Annotated in this window: 25 protein-coding genes; 11 read left to right on the top strand and 14 right to left on the bottom strand. The window is 71.6% G+C overall.

Going from position 1 to position 21218, the window contains the following annotated elements; genetic code table 11:
* The first annotated feature begins 19 nt into the window (after positions 1-19).
* Positions 20-793 carry an MBL fold metallo-hydrolase gene (locus TN53_RS09505; RefSeq protein WP_046257998.1) on the top strand — a complete coding sequence of 258 codons (774 nt, stop codon included), beginning with the start codon at positions 20-22 and terminating at the stop codon, positions 791-793.
* On the top strand, positions 790-1410 hold the full coding sequence (locus TN53_RS09500; RefSeq protein ID WP_046257997.1) for a DedA family protein: 621 nt from the start codon (positions 790-792) through the stop codon (positions 1408-1410). The genes TN53_RS09505 and TN53_RS09500 overlap by 4 nt, the downstream gene beginning before the upstream one ends.
* Positions 1411-1513: 103 nt before the next feature.
* Here the strand turns inward: TN53_RS09500 and TN53_RS09495 are convergent, their stop codons facing one another.
* The 4 genes from TN53_RS09495 to TN53_RS09480 form a co-directional block, all read right to left on the bottom strand.
* Positions 1514-2572 (bottom strand): MBL fold metallo-hydrolase, encoded by a 1059-nt coding sequence (locus TN53_RS09495; RefSeq protein WP_046258045.1) that lies wholly within the window; start codon positions 2570-2572, stop codon positions 1514-1516.
* Positions 2569-3816 (bottom strand): aminotransferase class I/II-fold pyridoxal phosphate-dependent enzyme, encoded by a 1248-nt coding sequence (locus TN53_RS09490; RefSeq protein ID WP_046257996.1) that lies wholly within the window; start codon positions 3814-3816, stop codon positions 2569-2571. Before TN53_RS09490 ends, TN53_RS09495 begins: the two co-directional genes overlap by 4 nt.
* 156 nt (positions 3817-3972) lie before the next feature.
* A complete protein-coding gene (locus TN53_RS09485; RefSeq protein WP_046257995.1) occupies positions 3973-4653 on the bottom strand; it encodes a hypothetical protein in 681 nt (226 codons plus the stop codon).
* A 137-nt stretch (positions 4654-4790) separates the two neighbouring features.
* Complete coding sequence (locus tag TN53_RS09480) at positions 4791-5585, bottom strand: RNA polymerase sigma factor SigF (RefSeq protein WP_046257994.1); 795 nt, start codon at positions 5583-5585, stop codon at positions 4791-4793.
* Between the two features lie 236 nt (positions 5586-5821).
* Here TN53_RS09480 and TN53_RS09475 point away from each other — a divergent pair, with 236 nt between their 5' ends.
* The 6 genes from TN53_RS09475 (at position 5822) to TN53_RS09450 (ending at position 12056) form a co-directional block, all read left to right on the top strand.
* Positions 5822-7624 (top strand): thiamine pyrophosphate-requiring protein, encoded by a 1803-nt coding sequence (locus TN53_RS09475; protein WP_046257993.1) that lies wholly within the window; start codon positions 5822-5824, stop codon positions 7622-7624.
* A gap of 246 nt (positions 7625-7870) precedes the next feature.
* The gene (locus TN53_RS09470) at positions 7871-8251 is read left to right on the top strand and encodes a DUF2795 domain-containing protein (protein ID WP_046257992.1); all 381 of its coding nucleotides are present in this window, start codon (positions 7871-7873) and stop codon (positions 8249-8251) included.
* A 63-nt stretch (positions 8252-8314) separates the two neighbouring features.
* Positions 8315-8746, top strand: coding sequence for a CBS domain-containing protein (locus tag TN53_RS09465; protein WP_046257991.1), 432 nt, complete (start codon positions 8315-8317; stop codon positions 8744-8746).
* Entirely contained in the window at positions 8743-9402 is a 660-nt protein-coding gene (locus TN53_RS09460; protein WP_046257990.1) for a hypothetical protein, read from the top strand. Before TN53_RS09465 ends, TN53_RS09460 begins: the two co-directional genes overlap by 4 nt.
* A gap of 6 nt (positions 9403-9408) precedes the next feature.
* Positions 9409-9951, top strand: coding sequence for a type 1 glutamine amidotransferase domain-containing protein (locus TN53_RS09455; RefSeq protein ID WP_046257989.1), 543 nt, complete (start codon positions 9409-9411; stop codon positions 9949-9951).
* Positions 9951-12056, top strand: a complete 2106-nt coding sequence (locus TN53_RS09450; protein WP_046257988.1) for a catalase — start codon at positions 9951-9953, stop codon at positions 12054-12056. Before TN53_RS09455 ends, TN53_RS09450 begins: the two co-directional genes overlap by 1 nt.
* Positions 12057-12065: 9 nt before the next feature.
* Here the strand turns inward: TN53_RS09450 and TN53_RS09445 are convergent, their stop codons facing one another.
* The 3 genes from TN53_RS09445 to TN53_RS09435 form a co-directional block, all read right to left on the bottom strand.
* The gene (locus tag TN53_RS09445) at positions 12066-12344 is read right to left on the bottom strand and encodes a DUF6158 family protein (protein WP_046257987.1); all 279 of its coding nucleotides are present in this window, start codon (positions 12342-12344) and stop codon (positions 12066-12068) included.
* 121 nt (positions 12345-12465) lie between these two features.
* Positions 12466-14085, bottom strand: a complete 1620-nt coding sequence (locus TN53_RS09440; RefSeq protein ID WP_046257986.1) for an ABC-F family ATP-binding cassette domain-containing protein — start codon at positions 14083-14085, stop codon at positions 12466-12468.
* A gap of 189 nt (positions 14086-14274) precedes the next feature.
* Entirely contained in the window at positions 14275-14940 is a 666-nt protein-coding gene (locus tag TN53_RS09435) for a histidine phosphatase family protein (protein WP_046257985.1), read from the bottom strand.
* A 68-nt stretch (positions 14941-15008) separates the two neighbouring features.
* Between TN53_RS09435 and TN53_RS09430 the strand changes: the two genes are divergently transcribed.
* From TN53_RS09430 to TN53_RS09420, 3 genes are all read left to right on the top strand, one after another.
* A complete protein-coding gene (locus TN53_RS09430) occupies positions 15009-16502 on the top strand; it encodes a bifunctional phosphatase PAP2/diacylglycerol kinase family protein (protein WP_046257984.1) in 1494 nt (497 codons plus the stop codon).
* A gap of 99 nt (positions 16503-16601) precedes the next feature.
* Positions 16602-17423 (top strand): class I SAM-dependent methyltransferase, encoded by an 822-nt coding sequence (locus TN53_RS09425; protein WP_046257983.1) that lies wholly within the window; start codon positions 16602-16604, stop codon positions 17421-17423.
* Positions 17424-17465: 42 nt separating this feature from the next.
* Positions 17466-17636 carry a hypothetical protein gene (locus TN53_RS09420; protein WP_046257982.1) on the top strand — a complete coding sequence of 57 codons (171 nt, stop codon included), beginning with the start codon at positions 17466-17468 and terminating at the stop codon, positions 17634-17636.
* A 25-nt stretch (positions 17637-17661) separates the two neighbouring features.
* On the opposite strand, the gene TN53_RS09415 is transcribed toward TN53_RS09420, so the two are convergent.
* The 7 genes from TN53_RS09415 to TN53_RS09385 are packed head-to-tail and all read right to left on the bottom strand — an operon-like array spanning position 17662 to position 21216.
* On the bottom strand, positions 17662-17955 hold the full coding sequence (locus TN53_RS09415; protein ID WP_046257981.1) for a gas vesicle protein K: 294 nt from the start codon (positions 17953-17955) through the stop codon (positions 17662-17664).
* Positions 17952-18140: a gas vesicle protein gene (locus TN53_RS09410; RefSeq protein WP_046257980.1), complete on the bottom strand. Its 189-nt coding sequence runs from the start codon at positions 18138-18140 to the stop codon at positions 17952-17954. The genes TN53_RS09415 and TN53_RS09410 overlap by 4 nt, the downstream gene beginning before the upstream one ends.
* The gene (locus tag TN53_RS09405; RefSeq protein ID WP_046257979.1) at positions 18137-18904 is read right to left on the bottom strand and encodes a GvpL/GvpF family gas vesicle protein; all 768 of its coding nucleotides are present in this window, start codon (positions 18902-18904) and stop codon (positions 18137-18139) included. The genes TN53_RS09410 and TN53_RS09405 overlap by 4 nt, the downstream gene beginning before the upstream one ends.
* Positions 18904-19230 (bottom strand): gas vesicle protein, encoded by a 327-nt coding sequence (locus TN53_RS09400; protein WP_046257978.1) that lies wholly within the window; start codon positions 19228-19230, stop codon positions 18904-18906. The genes TN53_RS09405 and TN53_RS09400 overlap by 1 nt, the downstream gene beginning before the upstream one ends.
* Positions 19227-20327 carry an SRPBCC family protein gene (locus TN53_RS09395; RefSeq protein ID WP_046257977.1) on the bottom strand — a complete coding sequence of 367 codons (1101 nt, stop codon included), beginning with the start codon at positions 20325-20327 and terminating at the stop codon, positions 19227-19229. Before TN53_RS09395 ends, TN53_RS09400 begins: the two co-directional genes overlap by 4 nt.
* Positions 20324-20956: a histone H1-like repetitive region-containing protein gene (locus TN53_RS47775; RefSeq protein ID WP_046257976.1), complete on the bottom strand. Its 633-nt coding sequence runs from the start codon at positions 20954-20956 to the stop codon at positions 20324-20326. Before TN53_RS47775 ends, TN53_RS09395 begins: the two co-directional genes overlap by 4 nt.
* On the bottom strand, positions 20953-21216 hold the full coding sequence (locus TN53_RS09385) for a gas vesicle protein GvpG (protein ID WP_046257975.1): 264 nt from the start codon (positions 21214-21216) through the stop codon (positions 20953-20955). Before TN53_RS09385 ends, TN53_RS47775 begins: the two co-directional genes overlap by 4 nt.
* Positions 21217-21218: the final 2 nt, after the last annotated feature.

The following is a 21218-nucleotide window of genomic DNA, read 5'->3' as shown; positions in this document are numbered from 1 at the left end:
GCGCGAAGGAGGCAAAGAGGTGCCGGTGGAGATCACCTGGTGGGGTCACGCCACCTGCACGGTCGAGGACTCGGACGTCCGCGTGCTCACCGATCCTCTGTTCGCCCGCCGGCTCGCGCATCTGCGCCGCCGCCGCGGCGCGGTGCCACCGCCCGCCGCCTGGCGCGCGGACGTGGCGCTCGTGTCCCATCTGCACGCCGACCACCTGCACGTTCCCTCGCTGGCCCGGCTCGCGCCGGGCACCCGCCTGCTCGTTCCCCGGGGCGCGCCCCAGGCCGTGCCGGGGCTGCGCCGGCTCGCCCATCTCCAGGTCGACGAGGTGACGCCCGGGGACGAGACGGTGATCGGGGACGTGGTCGTACGGACCGTCCCGGCTCGGCACGACGGGCGACGGCTGCCCCTGGGGCCGCACCGTGCCCCCGCTCTCGGCTATGTCGTCGAGGGCGAGGCGCGCACCTACTTCGCCGGGGACACCGGGCTGTTCGACGCGATGGCCAAGGAGGTCGGGCCGGTCGACGTGGCGCTGCTGCCGGTCGGCGGCTGGGGACCGTACCTGGGCGAAGGGCATCTGGACGCGGGGCGGGCGGCCGAGGCGCTGGCCCGGCTCGAACCGGTGAGCGCGGTGCCGGTGCACTACGGCACGTACTGGCCGATCGGGATGGACGCCGTGCGCCCCCACGAATTCCACGCCCCCGGTGAGGAGTTCGTGCGGCTCGCGGCCGAGCGCGCGCCGGGCGTGGCGGTGCATCTGCTGGGGCACGGGCAGAGTGTGCGCCCCAGGGTGGCCCGGTGAGCTGGCTGGCGGTGGCGGCGTCGACGGTGCCGCCGGAGTCGACGCAGCAGGCGCTCGGGTATCCGTCGTTGTTTCTGCTGGTGTTGATCGGGGCGTTGGTGCCGGTGGTGCCGACGGGGGCGCTGGTGAGTTCGGCGGCCGTGGTGGCGTTCCATCAGACGGCGCCCTTCGCTCTGGGGCTGGTGTTCGTGACGGCGTCGCTGGCCGCGTTCCTCGGGGATGCGACGCTGTACTGGCTCGGGCGGCGTGGGATGCGGTCGAGGAACGGGTCGCGATGGCTGGAGGCGATCCGGTCGCGGGCGCCGGAGGAGCGGCTTGCGCAGGCGCAGGAGAGGCTCGCCGATCACGGGGTGACCGTTCTGGTGCTGTCCCGGCTCGTGCCGGCCGGTCGCATTCCGGTGATGCTGGCGTGCCTGATGGCGAAATGGCCGATGCGGAGGTTCGTCCGCGGCAACTTCCCGGCGTGCCTGGCCTGGGCGGTCACCTACCAGCTGATCGGGATTCTGGGTGGGTCGCTGTTCAAGGAGCCTTGGGAGGGGGTGGTGGCTGCGGTGGTGCTGACCGTGGTCATCAGCCTGGCACCCGGGCTGTGGCGGCGGGTTCGATCTGCCGCTTGATGTGCGTTGCGGAGTGCGGGCTGTGTGTGGTTGATCGCGCGCCGCGGCGGAGCCGCTGATTGACACAGCCCCGCGCCCCCGGGTTGGTCCCCCTGAGCGCCTGCTAATCGAGTACCCGGGATCCTCCCACCGGCAGATCCCACAGGTTCTCCCTGTTCAGGCCCGCCTTCTCCCACGCCGCCTGCACTCTGGTCAGCGGCTCCAGGACCGGCTCCGCCGACAGGACGAACGTGCCCCAGTGCATCGGCGCCATCCTGCGTGCGCCCAGGTCCTGGGCCGCCCGCACGGCTTCCTCCGGGTCGCAGTGGACGTCGCTGAGCCACCAGCGGGGGTTGTAGGCGCCGATGGGGAGGAGGGCCAGGTCGATGCCGGGGTAGCGCCGGCCGATGCGGGTGAACCAGTGGCCGTAGCCCGTGTCGCCGGCGAAGTAGACGCGCTGTCCGTCGCGGTCGGTGAGGACCCAGCCGCCCCACAGGCTGCGACAGGTGTCGGTGAGGCTGCGCTTGGACCAGTGGTGGGCGGGGACGAAGTCGAAGCGGACGCCGTCGAGTTCGGCCGCCTCCCACCAGTCCAGCTCGGTGATGCGGGTGAAGCGGCGGCGGCGGAACCAGGCGCCGAGTCCGGCGGGCACGAACACCGGGGTGTCGCGCGGGAGTCGGCGCAGGGTGGGGGCGTCCAGATGGTCGTAGTGGTTGTGGCTGATGACGACGGCGTCGACGGGGGGCAGCGCGTTCCAGGCGACACCGACCGGGGTGATACGGGCCGGGGTGCCGAGGATACGGCGGGACCAGACGGGGTCGGTGAGGATCGTCAGCCCGCCGATCCGCACCGCCCAACTGGCGTGCCCGGCCCAGGAGACGGCGACCGTGCGCGTGTCGACGCGGGGCAGCGGGACGGGCTCGAACGGCAGGCGCGGGATGTCGGCGAGGCTCTCCCGGCCCGGCCGGACGGAGCCCTCGCGGGCGAACCGGGCCATGGCCTTGAGACCGGGCAGCGGGGCGGTCAGACGGTCGTGGAAGGTCCTCGGCCACACCCGGCGTTCGCCCAGCGGCCGGGGTTCGGCGAGCGGCGGGACGGGCGGCGCGAACGGTGACAGGGCCGCCGGCCCGTCGGCGTCCCGGACGGTCGTGCTCGTGCTGGTCGACTCGGACTGCTGCGTCATCGAGGAGGCTCCCATCGCTGAGCGTCATCGCAAAGGTCGTCGAAGACCGACTTCAAGGTGATCAACGCGCGTTGCACGTGTGGCAGTTCCAACGGTGAGGGTGAACTGAGGCATTCCTCGAGTTCCGCGTCCGTCCCGGCGAGCAGCGAACCGGTCGACAACCGCACGCGCAGCGCGCCCAGGTCGTCGCCGAAGCGATGGCCGCCCGGGGCGGGCAGGCCGAGCCGGGCCGTGAGGAACTCCTCCAGGTCCTGTGCGTCGCCCACCCCGTGCGCGCCGAGCGCGGTGCGCAACGGTCCGAGGTCGACGTAGAGATGCCGGCCGGCCTGCGGGGGCCGGGCCAGGGCGCCGGCCGAGACGACCGTGGCGTGCGCGGCGGCGGCCACGCGCGCGTGCAGACGTACGGTGGCCGCCACGCGCGTGGTGACCGGTTCGGGTTCCGTGAGCGCGTACCCGGCCGCGGCGGCGACGGGGGCAGCGACGCGGGCACCCAGGGCGGTGAGCACGTCCAGCACGCGCGCGTGGAGGTCGTCGGCGGCCTCGCCCGCGGGGAAGCGGGCGACGGCGGCGGGCCAGCCCGGCGGCAGCAGGGCACCGGCCAGGTCGGTGACGACGGTGACCCGCTCCGGCAGCATCTCGGCGGGTCCGATCAGCACGGTGTCGTGCGGGGCGTGCACGGTGTCGCGCCAGGTCTCGTCGCTGACCACATGCAGTCCCTCGGCGACGGCGGCCTCCACGGTCTCGTGCACCACCTCGGGCGGGGCCACCGTGGCAGTGGGGTCGTCGGCGACGGACAGCACCAGCAGCCGGGGGTCGCCGCCCTCGTCACGAACCCGGCGCACGGTCTCCAACAGGGCGTACGGGTCCGGGACCCCGCCGCACTCCGCCGGTGTCCCCACATGGAACACGGGTCTTCCCAACAGGCGCGCGTACGGCGCCCACCAGGCCACGCAGGGCCGGGGCACCAGGACGTCCCCGCCGAGGGCGGCGGTCAGGGCGAGCAGCAGCGAGGGGGCGCCGGGCGCCGCCACCACACGCTCGGGCCCGGCGGACAGGCCACGTCGGGCCCAGTAGCCGCACGCGGCCTCCAGGAGAACGGGCCCGCCGCCGACGGGTTCGCTCCCGCCGAGGGCCGCCGCGGCGGAGAGCACGGCCGGCAGTTCGGGGAGCACCGGCAGTCCGTCGGCGGGCAGCGGCGGGCCGAAGCGGACGGGGCCGTGGCCTTCGGGATCCGTCCGCCGCATCCGTACCTCCGGGTGAGCTGCTGGGTCGCGGTGCCGTCGGGTGTGCTCCCCGGTTCCTTCTCCGTACGACGGGGGCGGCGCGCTCGGGGTCCGAGTACCCAGGGTGGCGTACGCCGATAGGGATCCGCTCGAGTTGCGCCGGTCACACGCCCCGGCTCAGACGTCCGCGCGGGACTCCTTGCGGCGCACCCGGTACACGGCCCCGCCGAGGGCGCCCGCGATCAGGAGGCCGCCGGTGACGAGGGCGGGTACGGAGTCGGCGAAGGCGCCGCCCTGGCCTGCCTGTACGCCGCGCTGGACCGTGGTGGCGGAGCAGCTCTCGGTGCGCGGCTCGGTGCACGTGTGGCTCTCGCCGCGCTGGACCGTGGTGGCGGAGCAGTCCTCGGTGCGCGGCTCGGTGCACGCGTGGCTCTCGCCGCCGCGGGTCACCGTCAAGGTCGCGCTCCACTGCTTGCCCTGCCCGCCGGGCGCGGCCGGACAGGTGCCGTCGACGGTCCACGCGGAGTCCTTGCCGGCGTCGGAGCCGACCTCGAGGTCCTGGGCGGAGGCGATCCGGGCGGTCCCGCGGTAGGCGGGCCCGGACACCGCGGCGTCGTTCCCGGCGACCAGCTGGAGCGGCACGGTCTCCTCGTCGAAGGCCTGCGAGGTGGCCTCGATGGTGGCCGGCGCCGTTCCGCCGGTGGAGTCGCAGGCGACGGAGACGGTGACGCTGCCGCCCGGCTGGACGGTACTCGGGCTGACCTCCGCGGCCGGGTCCGCGAAGGCGACCGGCACGGCGACGCCCACGGCGACTCCGGCCAGAACGGCGACGGACAGGGCACGGGCGGTGCGGCGCATGGGGTGGGCTCCTTAGGCCTGCGGCTGCGAGGGCACGCAGCCATCACAGCCCGTCGAACCCGGCCCCGCACGCGGCCGGACCCCATCAGCGGGACGTGCACAGCCAAGTGGGTGACGTGGAACCCGCCTCCCACGCGCTACGCGCCGTCGCTCATCACCTGCTCCCGCACCCGTCCACAGCAGCGGCTGATCAGCCGCGACACATGCATCTGCGAGATCCCCAGCTGCTCGGCGATCCGCGACTGCGTCATGTCGCCGAAGAACCGCATGTACAGGATCGCCCGCTCCCGCTCCGGCAACGCGGCGAGCCGCGGCTTCACGGCCTCCCGGTCCACCACGGTGTCCAGGGCCGGGTCCGCCGATCCCAGCGCGTCGCTCAGCGAGTACCCGTCCTCGCTCCCCGGCAGCTCCGCGTCCAGCGACAGCGCGGTGAAGCTCTCCAACGCCTCGAGCCCCACGAGGACGTCCTCCTCGCTCATGCTCGCGTGCGCGGCGATCTCCGCGACGGTGGGCCGTCGCCCGGAGATGGTCTGCGACAGGTCCTGGGAGGCGAAGCGCACGCGGTTGCGCAGGTCCTGGACCCGCCGGGGCACATGCAGCGTCCACATGTGGTCGCGGAAGTGCCGCTTGATCTCGCCGGTGATGGTCGGCACGGCGTAGCTCTCGAAGGCGTTGCCGCGCTCGGGGTCGTACCGGTCGACGGCCTTGACCAGGCCGAGGGCGGCGACCTGGCGCAGGTCGTCGAAGCTCTCGCCGCGGCTGCGGAAGCGGCCCGCGAGCCGGTCGGCCATGGGCAGCCAGGCCTCGATGATCCGGTCGCGCAGGGTGTCGTGCTGTGGGCCCGGGGGCAGTGCGGCGAGCCTGCGGAAGGCTTCCGCGGTGTCGGGGGCGTCGTCGTGCGGGTGGTGCTTCGCGCTCACTCGAGGGGACATGGTGCGTCGCAACTCCCTAGTGGGTGCTCTGGGTTGGACGGTCACCGTGGGAGCGCGGCCGGACAGACACAGTCGGGGCGGCCTCGGAGCCTTTCCCACGGACGTGCCTCCTGTCCGAAGCACTGAGGGTGCGCCTGCCCCCGGCCCTGGGCCGCAAACCCGGGCCCAGGTTTTCCGGGAGCCCGCACGGTCACTCGTAAGGGGCCGTATGTCCCTATGTCCGGGAGGTCCCGTCCATGAGCACCAAGGTCTCCGACCACGTTCTGCAGCGACTGCGCGAGTGGGGTGTGGACCATGTCTTCGGTTATCCCGGCGACGGCATCAACGGCCTGCTCGCCGCGTGGGGCCGGGCCGAGAACCGGCCGCGGTTCATCCAGTCGCGGCACGAGGAGATGTCGGCGTTCGAGGCGGTCGGCTACGCCAAGTTCAGCGGCCGCATCGGCGTGTGCGCGGCCACCTCGGGACCCGGGGCGATCCATCTCCTCAACGGCCTGTACGACGCCAAGCTGGACCATGTGCCGGTGCTGGCGATCGTCGGCCAGACGCACCGCACCGCGATGGGCGGCTCGTACCAGCAGGAGGTGGATCTGCACACCCTGTTCAAGGACGTCGCCTCGGACTTCGTGGAGACGGTGACGGTCCCCGAGCAGCTGCCGAACGTCCTGGACCGCGCGATCCGCACCGCGTACGCGCGCCGCTCCCCCACCGCGATCATCATCCCGGGCGACGTCCAGGAGCTCGAATACGCGGCCCCCACCCACGAGTTCAAAATGGTGCCGTCCAGCCTGGACCGCAGTTCCTGGACGGCCGTGCCGTCCGAGGAGTCGCTGCTGCGGGCAGCCGAGATCCTCAACTCCGGTGACAAGGTGGGCATTCTGGTCGGTCAGGGCGCCTCGGGTGCGCGGGAGGAGGTGGCGCGCATCGCCGAACTGCTCGGCGCGGGCGTGGCCAAGGCACTGCTCGGCAAGGACGCGCTGAGCGATGAACTCCCGTACGTCACCGGTTCGATCGGCCTGCTGGGCACCCGTGCGTCGTACGAGCTGATGCGGGACTGCGACACCCTGCTGACCATCGGATCGTCCTTTCCGTACACGCAGTTCCTGCCGGACTTCGGCCAGGCGCGCGGGGTGCAGATCGACATCGACCCGCACATGGTCGGAATGCGTTATCCGTACGAGGTGAATCTCGTCGGCGACGCGAAGGCGACCCTGGAACGGCTGATCCCGCTGCTGAACGGCGAGGAGCGCGGGCGCGAGTGGTACGACACGGTGTGCGACAACGTACGGCGCTGGCGCGAGATCATGGAGCGGCGGGCGCACCTGTCGGCTGACCCGATCAACCCGGAGTACGTGGCCCATGTCCTGGACCCGCTGCTGCCCGCGGACGCGGTCATCAGCTCCGACTCCGGTTCCGCGGCCAACTGGTACGCGCGGCACCTGACGATGCGGGACGGCATGCGGTCCTCGCTGTCCGGCACGCTCGCGACGATGGGCTGCGGAGTGCCGTACGCCATCGGCGCGAAGTTCGCCCACCCGGACCGGCCGGCGATCGCGCTGGTCGGGGACGGCGCGATGCAGATGAACGGTATGGCGGAGCTGATCACGGCGGCCAAGTACCGCGACCAGTGGGAGGATCCGCGGCTGGTGGTGGCCGTGTGGAACAACCACGATCTCAACCAGGTCACCTGGGAGATGCGTGCCATGGAGGGCGCCCCGTCGTTCCTGCCCTCGCAGGAGCTCCCGGACGTGCAGTACGCCGCGTTCGCCCGTTCCCTGGGCCTGACCGGCATCCGTGTGGAGAAGCCCGAGGACGTGGAGGCGGGCTGGCGTGCGGGGCTCGAGGCCGACGGGCCCGCGGTGATCGAGTTCCTCACCGACCCCGCCGTGCCGCCGATCCCGCCGCATGCCACCTGGGACCAGATGGAGTCGACGGCCGCGTCGATCCTGAAGGGCGACGCGGACCGCGGCTCGATGATCAAACAGGGGTTCAAGGCGAAGCTGCAGGAGTTCCTGCCGGGCCGGGAGAAGGAGAAGGAGTAGGCGGCAGTGGGGCCGCCTCCTCCCGCTCCGTGGGCAGGAGCAGCTCCTCATAGCGGCCCAGTGCCAGCACAGCGCCGAGCATGAGGAGCGGGATGAGCGCGGCGAGTACCGCCATGGCGTTTCCCTCCCCGGGATCGCGTGGGGGGCGTCCGGTCGGGTCTCCCCCGAAACGGAGGACAAACCCCCGTGTCGGGGTCCGGTCCTCGGGTACGCGGAGCCCACCCCCGAAGATCTGGAAGGAGCGCCATGCAGCGAGGCAGCGACCGGCTGAGCGTCCACCGCGACGAAGAGATGAAGCACGAACTACAGGGACTGCTGAGGTCCGGGCACCCCACCCGGAGCGAGGAGTGGCACGACCCCGAGCCGACCGCCGACGACGATCCGGAGATCGCGGGCGGGCCCGTGACGCCGGGCGGTTCCGGAGCGTCCCTGGAAGGGGTCCGGCTGGAGCTGGCCCGGCATCTGAGCCGCGGCACGTTCCCGGCGAGCTCGCGCCACCTGGCCGGCGCGCTGCGCCGCGCGTACGCGCCGGACACCCTCGTCGACGCCGTGGAGCGGCTGCCGCACAAGGAGCACTACGCGACCGTCCAGGAACTGGCGCAGGCGCTGACCCGGCCCGGCGCATAGGGGCCCGGCCCCGGGGTACTGCGGGCGGCGTCAGCCGAGAAGACCGAGGAAGGGCCCACAGTGATGGCCGATTTCGTGAAGGACGTCATGACCCCGGGCGTGGTAGCCGTCCGCCCGGGCGCCTCGCTCGTCGAGGCGGCGCAGCTGATGCGCGCGCAGGCCATCGGCGACGTCCTGGTGGCCGACGGACAGCTGATCGTCGGGGTGCTCACCGACCGCGACATCACGGTGCGGGCGGTCGCCGAGGGCGTCGATCCGCTGACGGCGAGCGCCGGGTCGGTGTGCACCCCGGACCCGGTGCTGGTCTCCCCGCACGACCCGGTGGCCGCCGCGGCGGCGCTGATGCGGGCACACGCGGTGCGCCGCCTGCCGGTCGTCGAGGAGGGGCTGCCGGTCGGCATGGTCAGCCTCGGTGACCTGGCCGAGGCGGAGAACCCCGGCTCGGTGCTCGCCGAGATCGGCCGGGCCGCACCGGACCACCAGGACACCGTATGAGCCGGGACCAGGCCACCGAGGTCCGGGCCACGAGCGCCGGCGGTGTCGACGTCGGCGAGGTCACGACCCGCTATCTGCTGTACGGGCTGCTGCCGAGCTGGTTCGTGCCCGGACTCGCCGACTGGATGATGCACCGGCGCACGCGCATCGAGGACACGGCGGGCACCAAGGAGTCGGTGATCCACTCGTTGATGATGGCCGAGGTCGGCATCCCGATCGCGGCCACACTGCGCTACGAGGTCAACCCGGCCCTTCTCGCCGTGCAGCTGGGCGGCGCGGCGGTGCACGAGGCGACCGCGCTGTGGGACGTGCGGACGGCCGTCGACAGCGGTCGCGAGGTCCGGCCGATCGAGCAGCACATCCACAGCTTCCTGGAGTCGCTGCCGTTCGGCGCGCTGGCCTCGCTGATGTGTCTGCACGCCGACCAGGTGAGGTCCCTGCTGCGCGGGGGCCGCGGCGATCCGGACGCATGGCGTCTGGTGCCACGACGGCGGCCGCTGTCCCGGGCCTATCTGGCGGGCGTCGCGGCCGCGATCGGCACCTGTGTGCTGCTGCCGTACGGCGAGGAGCTGCTGCGCTGCAGGCGGGCGGCCCGACGGAACAAGAAGCGCGCGACGAGCGACGAGGCTCGGTGGCGTGCCACGAAAGGACGTTGAGGATTCATGCGTATCGCATTCCTGACCGCGCCCGAGGGCGTCGAGCAGATCGAGCTCACCGAGCCGTGGAAGGCCGCCGTGGACGCGGGCCACGAGCCCGTCCTGGTGTCCACGAAGCCCGGGACCATTCAGGCCTTCCACCACCTCGACAAGGCGGACACGTTCCCCGTCCAGGAGGTGGTGGGCGAGACGACGGCGGACTCCTTCGGCGGGCTCGTGCTGCCGGGCGGGGTCGCCAACCCGGACAGCCTGCGGATGGACGAGAAGGCGGTCCGGTTCGTCAGGGACTTCTTCGAGCAGGGCCGGCCGGTCGCCGCGATCTGCCACGCCCCGTGGACGCTCGTGGAGGCGGACGTGGTCCGCGGCCGGGTGCTGACGTCCTGGCCGAGCCTGGCGACCGACATCCGCAACGCGGGCGGCACCTGGGTCGACGAGCAGGTGAAGGTGTGCGACCACGGCCCGAGCAAGCTGGTCACCAGCCGCAAGCCGGACGACCTGAAGGCGTTCGACGAGGCGTTCCTGGATGTGTTCACGAAGGAGGCCGCCTGATGGACACCCCGCGCGATCGCAAGCAGGAGCAACGTGAGGCCTACCGGGCGGACGACCCGGCGGCCGGCCCGCTCACCACCGACCAGGGCGTGGAGATCGACCACACCGACGACTCCCTCGCCGCCGGCGAGCGCGGTCCGACGCTGATGGAGGACTTCCACTTCCGGGAGAAGCTGACCCGCTTCGACCACGAGCGCATCCCGGAGCGGGTGGTGCACGCACGCGGCGCGGGCGCGTACGGCTACTTCGAATCGTACGAGTCCTGCGCGGAGTTCACCCGTGCCGCCTTCCTCCAGGACCCGGCGGTGCGGACACCGGTGTTCGTGCGGTTCTCGACCGTGCAGGGGCCGAGGGGCTCGGCGGACACCGTGCGCGACGTGCGCGGCTTCGCCACCAAGTTCTATACGTCGCAGGGCAATTACGACCTGGTCGGGAACAACTTCCCGGTCTTCTTCATCCAGGACGGCATCAAGTTCCCCGACTTCGTGCACGCGGTGAAGCCCGAGCCGCACAACGACATCCCCACCGGTGCCTCCGCCCATGACACCCTGTGGGACTTCGTGTCGCTGCAGCCCGAGACGCTGCACGCGATCATGTGGCTGATGTCGGACCGGGCGATCCCGCGCAGCTACCGCATGATGCAGGGCTTCGGTGTGCACACCTTCCGGTTCGTGAACGCCGAGGGGCGCGGCACGTTCGTGAAGTTCCACTGGAAGCCGCGGCTGGGCGTGCACTCGCTGGTGTGGGACGAGGCGCAGGAGTGCCAGGGCCGCAACCCGGACTTCAACCGCGGTGACCTGTGGGACGCGATCGAGGCAGGTGAGTACCCGGAGTGGGAGCTGGGCGTCCAACTGGTGCCGGAGGAGGACGAGTTCGCCTTCGACTTCGACCTGCTCGACGCCACCAAGCTGATCCCGGAGGAGCAGGTGCCGGTGCGGCCGATCGGCCGGATGGTCCTGAACCGCAACCCGGAGAACTTCTTCGCCGAGACCGAGCAGGTCGCCTTCCACACGGCCAACGTGGTCCCGGGCATCGACTTCACCAACGACCCGCTGCTCCAGGCCCGCAACTTCTCCTATCTGGACACCCAGTTGATCCGCCTGGGCGGCCCCAACTTCGCCCAGCTGCCGGTGAACCGGCCGGTGGCCCCCGTGCGGACCAACCAGCGTGACGGGTACGGCCAGAGCACGATCCACAGCGGCACGAACTACTTCCCGAACTCGATCGGCGGCGGCTGCCCGGCCCACGCCGGTGCCGACAGCAGCGCGTACACGCACTACGCGGAGCGCGTCGACGGCGCCAAGATCCGCCGTCGCAGCCCGAGTTTCCAGGACCACTACAGCCAGCCCGCGCTGTTCTGGAAGAGCATGACCGAGTGGGAGCGACAGCACATCGTCGCGGCCTTCCGGTTCGAGCTGGGCAAGGTCGACGCGATGACGGTCCGCACCCGTACGGTCGAGCAACTGGCCAAGGTGGACGGCGAGTTGGCGGTCCAGGTGGCCCGTGGCATCGGAGTCCCGGATCCGGCCGCACCCGGCGAGGCGCCGAACAAGGTGCTCTCCCCCGCGCTGAGCCTTGAGTCCCTGCGCGGCGACGGCTCGATACGCACCCGGCAGATCGCGGTGCTGGTCACCGACGGCGTGGACGCCGAGCAGGTGGTCTCGGTACGGGAGGCGCTGGCCGCCGAGGGCGCGATCGTGGAGGCGCTGGCGGCGACCGACGGCACGGTCGCCGGTGCCGACGGTGAACGGTATACGGTCGACCGCGCACTGCCGACCGTCGCCTCCGTGCTGTACGACGCGGTCCTGCTGCCCGGCGGCCCCACGGGCACTCCGCCGCTCACCGCCGATCAGGACGCGATGCGGTTCGTCCGGGACGCGTACCGGCACGGCAAGCCGGTGGGCGCGCTCGGCTCCGGGGTGGGCGTGCTCTCCGCCCTGGAACCGGAGGGCATCCAGGTGTCCACGGAGTTCCACCGCGTGGTCCGCGACCAGGGCGTCGTGACGGACACCTCGCCCGGAGCGGCGAGCGAGGAGTTCGTACGCGCCTTCGTGGAGGCGATCGCGGCGCACCGGCACCGGGACCGGCCGCCGACCCGCCGCTAGCGGGCGCCGTCAGACGTGGGGAGTCGCCGACTCCCCACGTCCGCGTTCCCTCGCGCCCTCGCGGGTGCGGCCGGCGGCGACCAGGCGCCGGGGGTTGCGGCGCAGATACTCGCCCTCCAGCTCGGCCATCCGGCCGTTGTGGGCGCGCAGCGCGTCGTTCGAGGCGTAGAGCAGCGTGTCGTGGCGCGTGCGGTGGATGGTCTCCAGCTCTTTCATGAGCTGCTGGTCGTCCAGCCTGCTGGGATCGACTCCGGTCATGGCGGTTTCCCACTCGTCGTATGCGTTCATGGGCTTCGAGTACCCGCCCGGTGAGCCCTACCCCCGAGCGGCATCCGGGACAGAACCGTGGATCTCGCCTTTCCGCACCCACTCTACGAACATCCGGGTCCCAGGGCCCGCGTATGCGGAACTAGCGCGCCCGTTCCACCCGCCGCTCGTCCCACACCGGCTCCGGCGTCTCGCGGACGCGGCCGTCGCTGCCGAAGACCAGGTAGCGGTCGAAGGAGCGGGCGAACCAGCGGTCGTGGGTGACGGCGAGGACCGTGCCGTCGAAGGCCTCCAGGCCCTCCTGGAGGGCCTCGGCGGACTCCAGGTCCAGGTTGTCCGTGGGCTCGTCCAGGAGGAGGGCCGTGACGCCCTCCAGCTCCAGCAGGAGGATCTGGAAGCGGGCCTGCTGGCCCCCGGAGAGGCGGTCGAAGGTCTGCTCGGCCTGCTGGGTGAGCTCGTAGCGGCGCAGCCTGGACATCGCGGCGCCCCGGTCCTGGGAGTGTTCCGTCCACAGGATGTCCAGGAGTGTGCGGCCCAGCAGCTCGGGGTGCGCGTGCGTCTGGGCGAAGTGCCCGGGCACGACACGCGCGCCCAGCTTCCACTGCCCCGAGTGCGCCACGGTGTCCCCCGCCAGCAGCCGCAGGAAGTGCGACTTGCCGGAGCCGTTGGAGCCGAGCACGGCGACCCGCTCGCCGTAGAAGACCTCCAGGTCGAAGGGGTTCATCAGGCCGGTCAGCTCGAGTCCCTTGCAGGTGACGGCCCGCACCCCGGTACGGCCGCCCTTGAGCCGCATCTTGATGTCCTGCTCGCGCGGCGGCTCCGGCGGCGGGCCGGCCTCCTCGAACTTGCGCAGCCGGGTCTGGGCCGCCTGGTAGCGGGAGGCCAGCTCATGGCTGATGGAGGCCGCCTGCCGGAGGTTCAGGACGAGCTTCTTCAGCTGGGCGTGCTTCTCGTCCCAGCGCCTGCGCAACTCCTCGAAGCGGGCGAAGCGTTCGCGCCGGGCGTCGTGGTACGTGGCGAAGCCGGCCCCGTGCACCCAGGCGTCCGCGCCCGTCGGCGAGGGCTCCACCGACACGATCTTCTCGGCGGAGCGGGCGAGGAGTTCACGGTCGTGGGAGACGAAGAGAACCGTCTTGCGGGTCTCCTTCAGCCGCTCCTCCAGCCAGCGCTTGCCGGGCACGTCGAGGTAGTTGTCGGGCTCGTCGAGCAGCAGCACCTCGTCGTTGCCGCGCAGCAGCGCCTCCAGCACGAGCCGCTTCTGCTCGCCTCCGGAGAGCGTGCGCACCTCGCGGAACTGGGCCTTGTCGTAGGGGACGCCCAGCGCGGCCATGGTGCACATGTCCCACAGCGTCTCGGCCTCGTACCCGTGCGCCTCGGCCCAGTCGGACAGAGCCTGCGCGTACTGCATCTGCGCGGCCTCGTCGTCCACGGTCATGATCGCGTGCTCGGCCTTGTCGACGGCCTTCGCGACCGCCTGGATGCGCGGCGAGGACACCGACACCAGCAGGTCCCGTACGGTCGTCTCGTCCCGTACGGAGCCCACGAACTGGCGCATCACGCCGAGGCCGCCGGTGACGGTGACGGTCCCGCCGTGCGGTTTCAGCTCTCCGGAGATCAGCCGCAGCAGGGTCGTCTTGCCGGCGCCGTTGGGTCCGACGAGGGCCATGACGGCCCCTTCTCCCACCCGGAAGGACACATCGCCGAGCAGCGCCCTGCCGTCGGGGAGGTAGTACTCGAGGTGTGCGGCTTCCAGATGTCCCATGGGGCCGCATTCTGCGTCTCGGGGGCCGGGCCGGGCAAACGCATATCCGACGCCGTGGCAGCTCAGCGGTATGCACTGAGCCGTACACGGCCGACTGTATGCAGTCGGCAGACGACCGTCGGCCGCACGCGGTCGACCGGCCGCGTGCCCTACACGCTCGGCGATCCTGCCCCACTCCGTCGCGTCGGGTTACTCGACCTCGTCCAGCGGCCTGCCCGCCGGCCCGCTCTCCGGCCCGCGTCCCGCGGTCTCCACGACCGCGCCCTCCCACGACAGGACCTTCCAGCCGTCGGACGGGGAGCCCTCCAGGACCACCACGCCGGTGTTGTCGAGCGGACGGGCGGCGGCGAAGCCGATGTCGACGTTGTCGGCGCGGGCCGAGGTCCACAGCCGGATCGCCGCGCCATGGCTGACCAGGGCGACCGTGCCGACCCCGAGGGCGGCGGCCTCGGCGACGACCGCGTCGTAGCGCGTGAGCACCTCGGCGCCGCTCTCGCCGCCCGGCATCCGCAGCTCCGTGTCGCCGGTCGGCCAGGCGAAGATCGTCTCCATGTAGGTCCGGCCCGCCTCCGAGTGCCCGTCCAGCATCTCCAGGTCCCCGGCGGACACCTCGCGGATGCCGTCGCGAACGACGATCTCGAGGCCGCGCGCGGCGGCCAGCGGGGCGGCGGTGAGCTGGGTGCGTATCAGCGTGGAGGCGTAGAGGGCCTCGATGTCCTCGTCGGCGAGGGCCTCGGGCAGGGCGGCGGCCTGGCGTTCACCGAGGGCGGTCAGGCCGGGTCCCGGGACGGCGGTGTCCAACAGGAAGTCGACATTGGACGGGGTCTGGCCGTGGCGGACGAGGAGCAGTCGCATGCAGAAAGCCTCCGGTGTCGGGTCCGCCTCCGCACAAGAAACGGCCACTTCAGGGTACCCGCCACCACATGACCCCTGATGTGGACCTCACCCTCCCCAAGCCCGGCCGGCACGCCGTCCGTGACGCGCTGCTGGCGCTGGACTGCCGGTTGTTCGAGTTCGGCGCCGAGCGGAACTGGCCGCTCGCCGAGCCCGTGCTGCCGCGGCTGAGCCGGAGCGCGAACCACGGTGTGCTGTGGTTCGCCGCGGCGGCCACGATCGCGGCGAGCCGCACCCCGCGGGCCCGCCGGGCAGCCGCCCGCGGACTCGCCTCGCTGACGCTGGCCTCGCTGACCATCAACACCCTCGGCAAGCGGTCCGTACGCCGTCACCGGCCCGTTCTGGACCCGGTGCCGCTGGTGCGGCAGCTGAAGCGGCAGCCCATCACCACCTCGTTCCCCTCCGGTCACTCCGCGTCGGCGGCCGCGTTCGCCGCCGGGGTCGCGCTGGAGTCGCCGGCCTGGGGTGCGGCGGTGGCGCCGATCGCGTGGTCGGTGGCGTTGTCCCGGGTCTACACCGGTGTGCATTTCCCGAGCGACGTGCTGGCCGGTGCGGCGCTCGGGGTGGGGGCCGCGTACGCCGTGCGGGGCATGGTGCCGACGCGTGCCCAGATCGTGCCGCCCGCCCGGCCGCGGGCCGAGGTGCCGGCCCTGCCGGACGGCGAGGGTCTGGTCATGGTGGCCAACGACGCCGCGGGCAGCGCCGACCGGGTGCGCGCCCTCCAGGACGCCCTGCCGGGGTGCGAGGTCGTGGAGTGCCGGCCCGCCGACGTACCGGCCGAGTTGGAGAGGGCGGCGACCCGTGCCCGGGTGCTCGGTGTGTGCGGCGGCGACGGCACGGTGAACGCCGCCGCCGAGGTCGCCCTGCGCCACGACCTGCCGCTCGCGGTCCTGCCGGGCGGCACGCTGAACCACTTCGCCTACGACCTGGGCCTGGAGGGCACCGGTGATCTGGCCAGGGCCGTCCGGGGCGGCGAGGGCGTGCGGGTGGACGCGGGCCGCTTCACCTGCGAGGGCACCGAGGGCATCTTCCTCAACACGTGCAGTCTGGGCGTCTATCCGGAGCTGGTGCGCGAGCGGGACCGCTGGTCGCACCGGATCGGCGGCTGGCCCGCCGGGGTGCTCGCGGCCCTGCGTGTCCTGCGCGCCGACCGGCATCCGCTGGAGGCCGAGTTCCGGGGCCGGGCACACCCGTTGTGGCTGCTGTTCGCCGGCAACGGCACCTACCACCGGGTGGGTCTGACGCCGGGCCGCCGCCATGATCTCGCGGACGGTCAGCTCGACGTACGCGTGGTGCACGGCGGACGGCGACCGGCGCTGCGGCTGCTCGCGGCCGCCCTGGCCGGGCCGCTGACCCGCTCCCCCGTGCACGCCGCGGTCCAGGTGGGCCGGCTCCGGCTGGCGGGCGTGGCACCGGGCTCGCTTCTCGCCTACGACGGTGAAGTCACCCGGGTGGAAGGGGAGGTGACGCTGGAGAAGCTGCCCGAGGCGCTCACGGTCTACCGCCCACTGCCCGGAATCTGATCACCCGTCAGTCCATATGGCAAAACACGGGTCTCAACATTCGACATGCGGGCGTACCGTGTCGATCACCGACAGGACGTCGAACAGGGGAGTTCAGCCATGTCGAAACCGCAGGAGACCGCCGTCTACACGCACGGGCACCACGAGTCGGTGCTGCGCTCGCACACCTGGCGCACGGCCGCCAACTCCGCGGCCTACCTGCTCGGTTCGCTGAGGCCCCACATGAAGATCCTGGACATCGGCTGCGGCCCGGGCACGATCACCGCCGACCTGGCGGAGCTGGTCCCCGACGGCCAGGTCACCGGCGTCGACCAGGCGCCCGGCGTCCTGGAGCAGGCCCGGGCCACGGCCGCCGGGCGCGGTCTGACGAACGTCGACTTCGCGGTCGCGGACGTCCACGCCCTGGAGTACCCGGACGACACCTTCTGCGTGGTCCACGCCCACCAGGTGCTGCAGCACGTGGGCGACCCGGTGCAGGCGCTGCGCGAGATGAAGCGGGTGACCAGGCCGGGCGGGTTCATCGCCGTGCGCGACTCGGACTACGCGGCGATGACCTGGTACCCGGCGTCCCGGGGCATGGACGGCTGGCTGGACCTGTACCGCCGCGTGGCCCGCGCCAACGGCGGCGAGCCCGACGCCGGGCGCCGGCTGAAGTCCTGGGCGCTGGAGGCGGGCCTGACCGACATCGCCGCCACCTCCGGCACCTGGACCTACTCCACCGCCGAGGAGCGGGCCTGGTGGAGCGGTCTGTGGGCGGACCGCACCGTGGCCTCGGCGTACGCCGAGCGGGCCACGGAGGGCGGGCATGCCACACCGGAGCAACTGACGGCCGTGTCGGCGGCCTGGCGGGAGTGGGGAAAGCAGCACGACGGCTGGTTCGCCGTGCTGCACGGAGAAATTCTGTGCAGAAAGAGTGCCTGAATCTCCACTTCCTGGAAACCCGGAAAGCAGGAGGTTCACATTATGGTTCCCATCCTGCTCGTACTGCTCCTGGTGTTGATTCTTTTCGGCGCCGGATTCGCAGTGAAGATTCTCTGGTGGATTGCAATCGCGGTGCTCGTGCTGTGGCTGCTGGGGTTCCTTATGCGCAGCACAACGGCCGGCGGAGGCAGGGGACGCTGGTACCGATGGTGAATTCCTCCGGATAGTCCGGAGGAATTCACTCCCGGGGAAGCAACGGTCCGAGCGGCCCGAGGTCCAGATTCAGGTCCTCGGGCCGCAGTCCGTAGCGCTCGCGCAGCTCGGTCATGCGGTCGTCGAGCAGCATCAGGGTGAGCCCGATCCGCTCCTCCTGCTCCTCGGTGAGACCGCCGTCGTCGAAGCGGCGCAGCGCCTGGCGTTCCATGAGCTGGCGCAGCAGTTCCACCACGGTCAGGACGAGTTTGACGAGGTCCCGCTCGACGGTGTCCGGCTCGAGGTCGAGGCGGTTGCGGTTGCGGCGGGCCTGGGTCACGACGATTCTCCCCACGGCGACGGGACGTTCGCGTTCACGGAGCTGATCAGCGCGTTGAGGTCGATGCGGACGAGGTCGACGTCGGCGATGCGCAGGGTGATGTCGCCGGTGATGACGACCCCGCCGGCCAGGAGCCGGTCCAGCAGGTCCACGAGGGCGATCTCTCGGCGTTCGACGACGGTCACGGCTTCTCCCCCGCGAAGGAATAGGCGGCCCACGGACCGGTGAGTTCGACCCGCATTCCGGGGACTTCGCCTTTCGTGCGGTCGACCAGTTCCACGAATTCCTCGGACACGGCCCGCGGCACGAGATAGGCGGCATTGAGCACATTGCGCCCGGCCGCTCCGGAGAGCTTGGCATTCTGCGGCGGGTGCAGCCGCGAATCCTCGGCGAAGACGGACAGTGATTCGTGCAGTCGGCTCGCGAATTCCTCGGCACGCTGCCACAGATCCTCGTGCGCCCGCACCCGGGAGCTGCGCTGCCGCAGATAGTCCCGGCCGCTGGTTGCCTTCGCCGCCGTCTCCTTGGCCGGTGCGTCGTCACCCGGCGGCTCGGCCTCGACGTACACCTTGACGCCCCACTCGACCCGCCCTGTCAGCCGGTCGAGGGTGCGGCCGAAGTCCGCCTCGCGGGCCTCCAGCATGGTGCGTACGCCGCTGTCGTCACGGAAGACGGTGGCGAGCCGGAGCGGCAGCGGCGTGGTGACGACGGTGAGGGCGTCGATCACGCCCTGGTGGGCGCGGGCGGTCTCGGTGAGCCAGTCCAGGTCCTCCAGGTGTGCGTGGAGCGGGCCTTCGGCGAAGTCCCGCTCCGGCACGTGGCTGACCACCGCGATCAGGCCGTGGTGGACCAGCAGTCTGGGCGGATCGCCCGCCACACCTGTCAACTGGGACTGCAGGGGCGCCTTGAAGGGCCGGCAGACGGCGTACACGTAACGCAGTCCGGTCATCAGGTCTCCTTCTCGGCTCTGCCGGGCTCCAGCCGGGCGATCCGCTCGCGCAACTCGGCGTTCTCCCGGGTGAGTTCGTCACGACGTGCCCTGGTGGACAGGGCGGGGTCGTCCTCCCACCAGTCGATACCCATCTCCTTCGCCTTGTCGACGGACGCGATGATGAGGCGCAGTTTGATGGTGAGGAGTTCGATGTCGAGCAGATTGATCCGGATGTCGCCGGCGATGACCACACCCTTGTCCAGGACGCGCTCCAGGATGTCGGCGAGGTTCGCGCTGCCGTCACCGCGGCCATAGGGCTCGGGCAGCCGTCCGGGGGTGGTCATCGACGGCTCCCGCCCTCGGCGTACTCGTAGTCCTCCTCGTCCGCGCCTTCCTCCTCGTACTCGCCCTCGGGCTCCTCCTCAGGCTCCTCCTCGCCTTCGGCGCCCTCCTGCTCGTACTCCTCCTTCTCGCCCTCCTCCTCGTCCTCCTCGGCGTACGGGCCCTCCTCCTCAGCTTGCTCTTCCTCGCCCTCGTACGCCTCCTCTTCCTGCCCGGCCTCCTCCTCGGCGACCGCGTCGTCGTGGCTCTGGACGACCTCGCCGTCGCGGATCTCGCCGCGCCAGCCGTCCTCGACCTCGCCCTTGAGCGTGGCGAAGCGGACGTAGTGCTTGAGGTCGAGACGGGCCCGGCGGCCCTGGGCGCGCCAGATGTTGCCCGTCTTCTCGAAGAGGCCCTTGGGGTAGTACTCGATCACCAGCAGGACCCGGGTGAGACGGTCGGCGAGCTGGTGGAAGGAGACCACGCCCTTGGTGGTGCCCTTCGCGCCCTCCGAGGTCCAGGCGATGCGGTCGTCGGGGACCTGTTCGGTGGTGTGGGCCTTCCAGCTGCGGTTGGACCAGAAGATCTTCATCTGCCAGTCGGAGGTCGTGTCGTCGGCGCGGTTCGCGCTCTTCACGCCCTTCGCGAAGGTGCTGAAGTCCTGGAACTGGGTCCACTGGTCGTAGGCGGCACGCAGCGGCAGACCGACGTCGACGTACTCCATGATGACGGTCGGCTTCTTGCCCGCCCCGCCCTTGCGCTTCCCCTTGCCGCCGAGCCCCTTGAAGGCGCCGACCACGTTGTCCTTCGCGCGGGAGGCGCCCAGCTCCAGGGCGGAGCGCAGCGGTCCCTTGCCCTCGGCGAGCTTGCGCCCGCCGTCGAGGGCGAGCTTGGCGAAGCCGGGGCTGTTGCCTTCGGCGATGTCGTTGAGCTTGACCGTGGTCTCGCCGAGCTTGCGGCCGGCGCCGATCAGCAGACGCTGGGCCTGCGCGGCGAGGTACTCCTGCACCTCGGCCTTGAGCCGGTCGGTGGCCTCGCTCTGGGCGATACCGCCGAGCGGGCCTGCCTTCTTCGTCGCTCCACTCGCCGCGGAGGTCGCGGATCCGACAGTCTCGGTCATCGCTCACCGCCTCCCTTCGGCACCCTGGACCTGGCACCGCGGGCGGTGGTGCGGGCAGCGGCGGCCTTCTTGCCGGTCGTCTTCTTGGCCGTTGCCGTCTTCTTGGCGGCGGTCTTCTTCGCCGGAGCCTTCTTGGCCGGCGCCTTCTCGGCGGTCTTCCTGGCCGCCTTCTTCGCCGGCGGCTTCTTCTCCGCCGCCTTGCGGCGCGGCTCGGGCTCCTCCTCCGGTTCCCGGTCGGTGTCCTCGGGCTCTTGGCCGTACTCCTCCTCGGACTCCTCGTCCTCGAAACCGAGGTCCGAGGTGTCCGGTACGACGCCCGCGATCTGATCGCGGACTTCGGCGGTACGCCCGTGCAGCCGGTCGGCGATCGCACTGATCTGCCGCTCGACCATGGCGCCCGAGGCCGCCTTGCCGACACCGCGCAGGTCCTCGCGCAGCTGGTCGCCGATCTCCTTGAACTGCGGGTTGTTCCGCAGCTGGCCGGACACCAGGTCCGCGAGCGCCCGCGGGCTCAACTGCATCCGCTTGCCGGCCACCAACGTGCCGACAGCGAAGGCCAGTTTCATTTTCTTCGTACGCCCGAGGACGTATCCGGCCCCTACCGCGAGGCCCAGTCCGAGTCGGTTCATCCTGATGTCCAGTCGTCCGTTCCGGCCCGATTGCGCGAGCCGATCTCCAGCCGGTCCAAGAGCTCGTCCTCCAATCGGTCGAACTCCTCCTCGTCGATCTCGCCCGCCTCCAACCGCTGCTCCAGCTGGGCGAGTTCGGCCCGTATCGTGGCCGGGTCGTAGTAGATGCGTTCTGCCTCCTGCAGCACCTGCCCGATCACCCACGCGCTGCCGCGCACCGGGGCGAACGGCAACAGCAGCACCTCTCCGATCAGGCCCATGT

Source organism: Streptomyces sp. WM6386, from assembly GCF_000972385.1.
Taxonomy (GTDB): Bacteria; Actinomycetota; Actinomycetes; order Streptomycetales; family Streptomycetaceae; genus Streptomyces.
The sequence above is the reverse complement of the archived record's forward strand: the minus strand, read 5'-3'. Positions and strand labels throughout refer to the sequence as shown.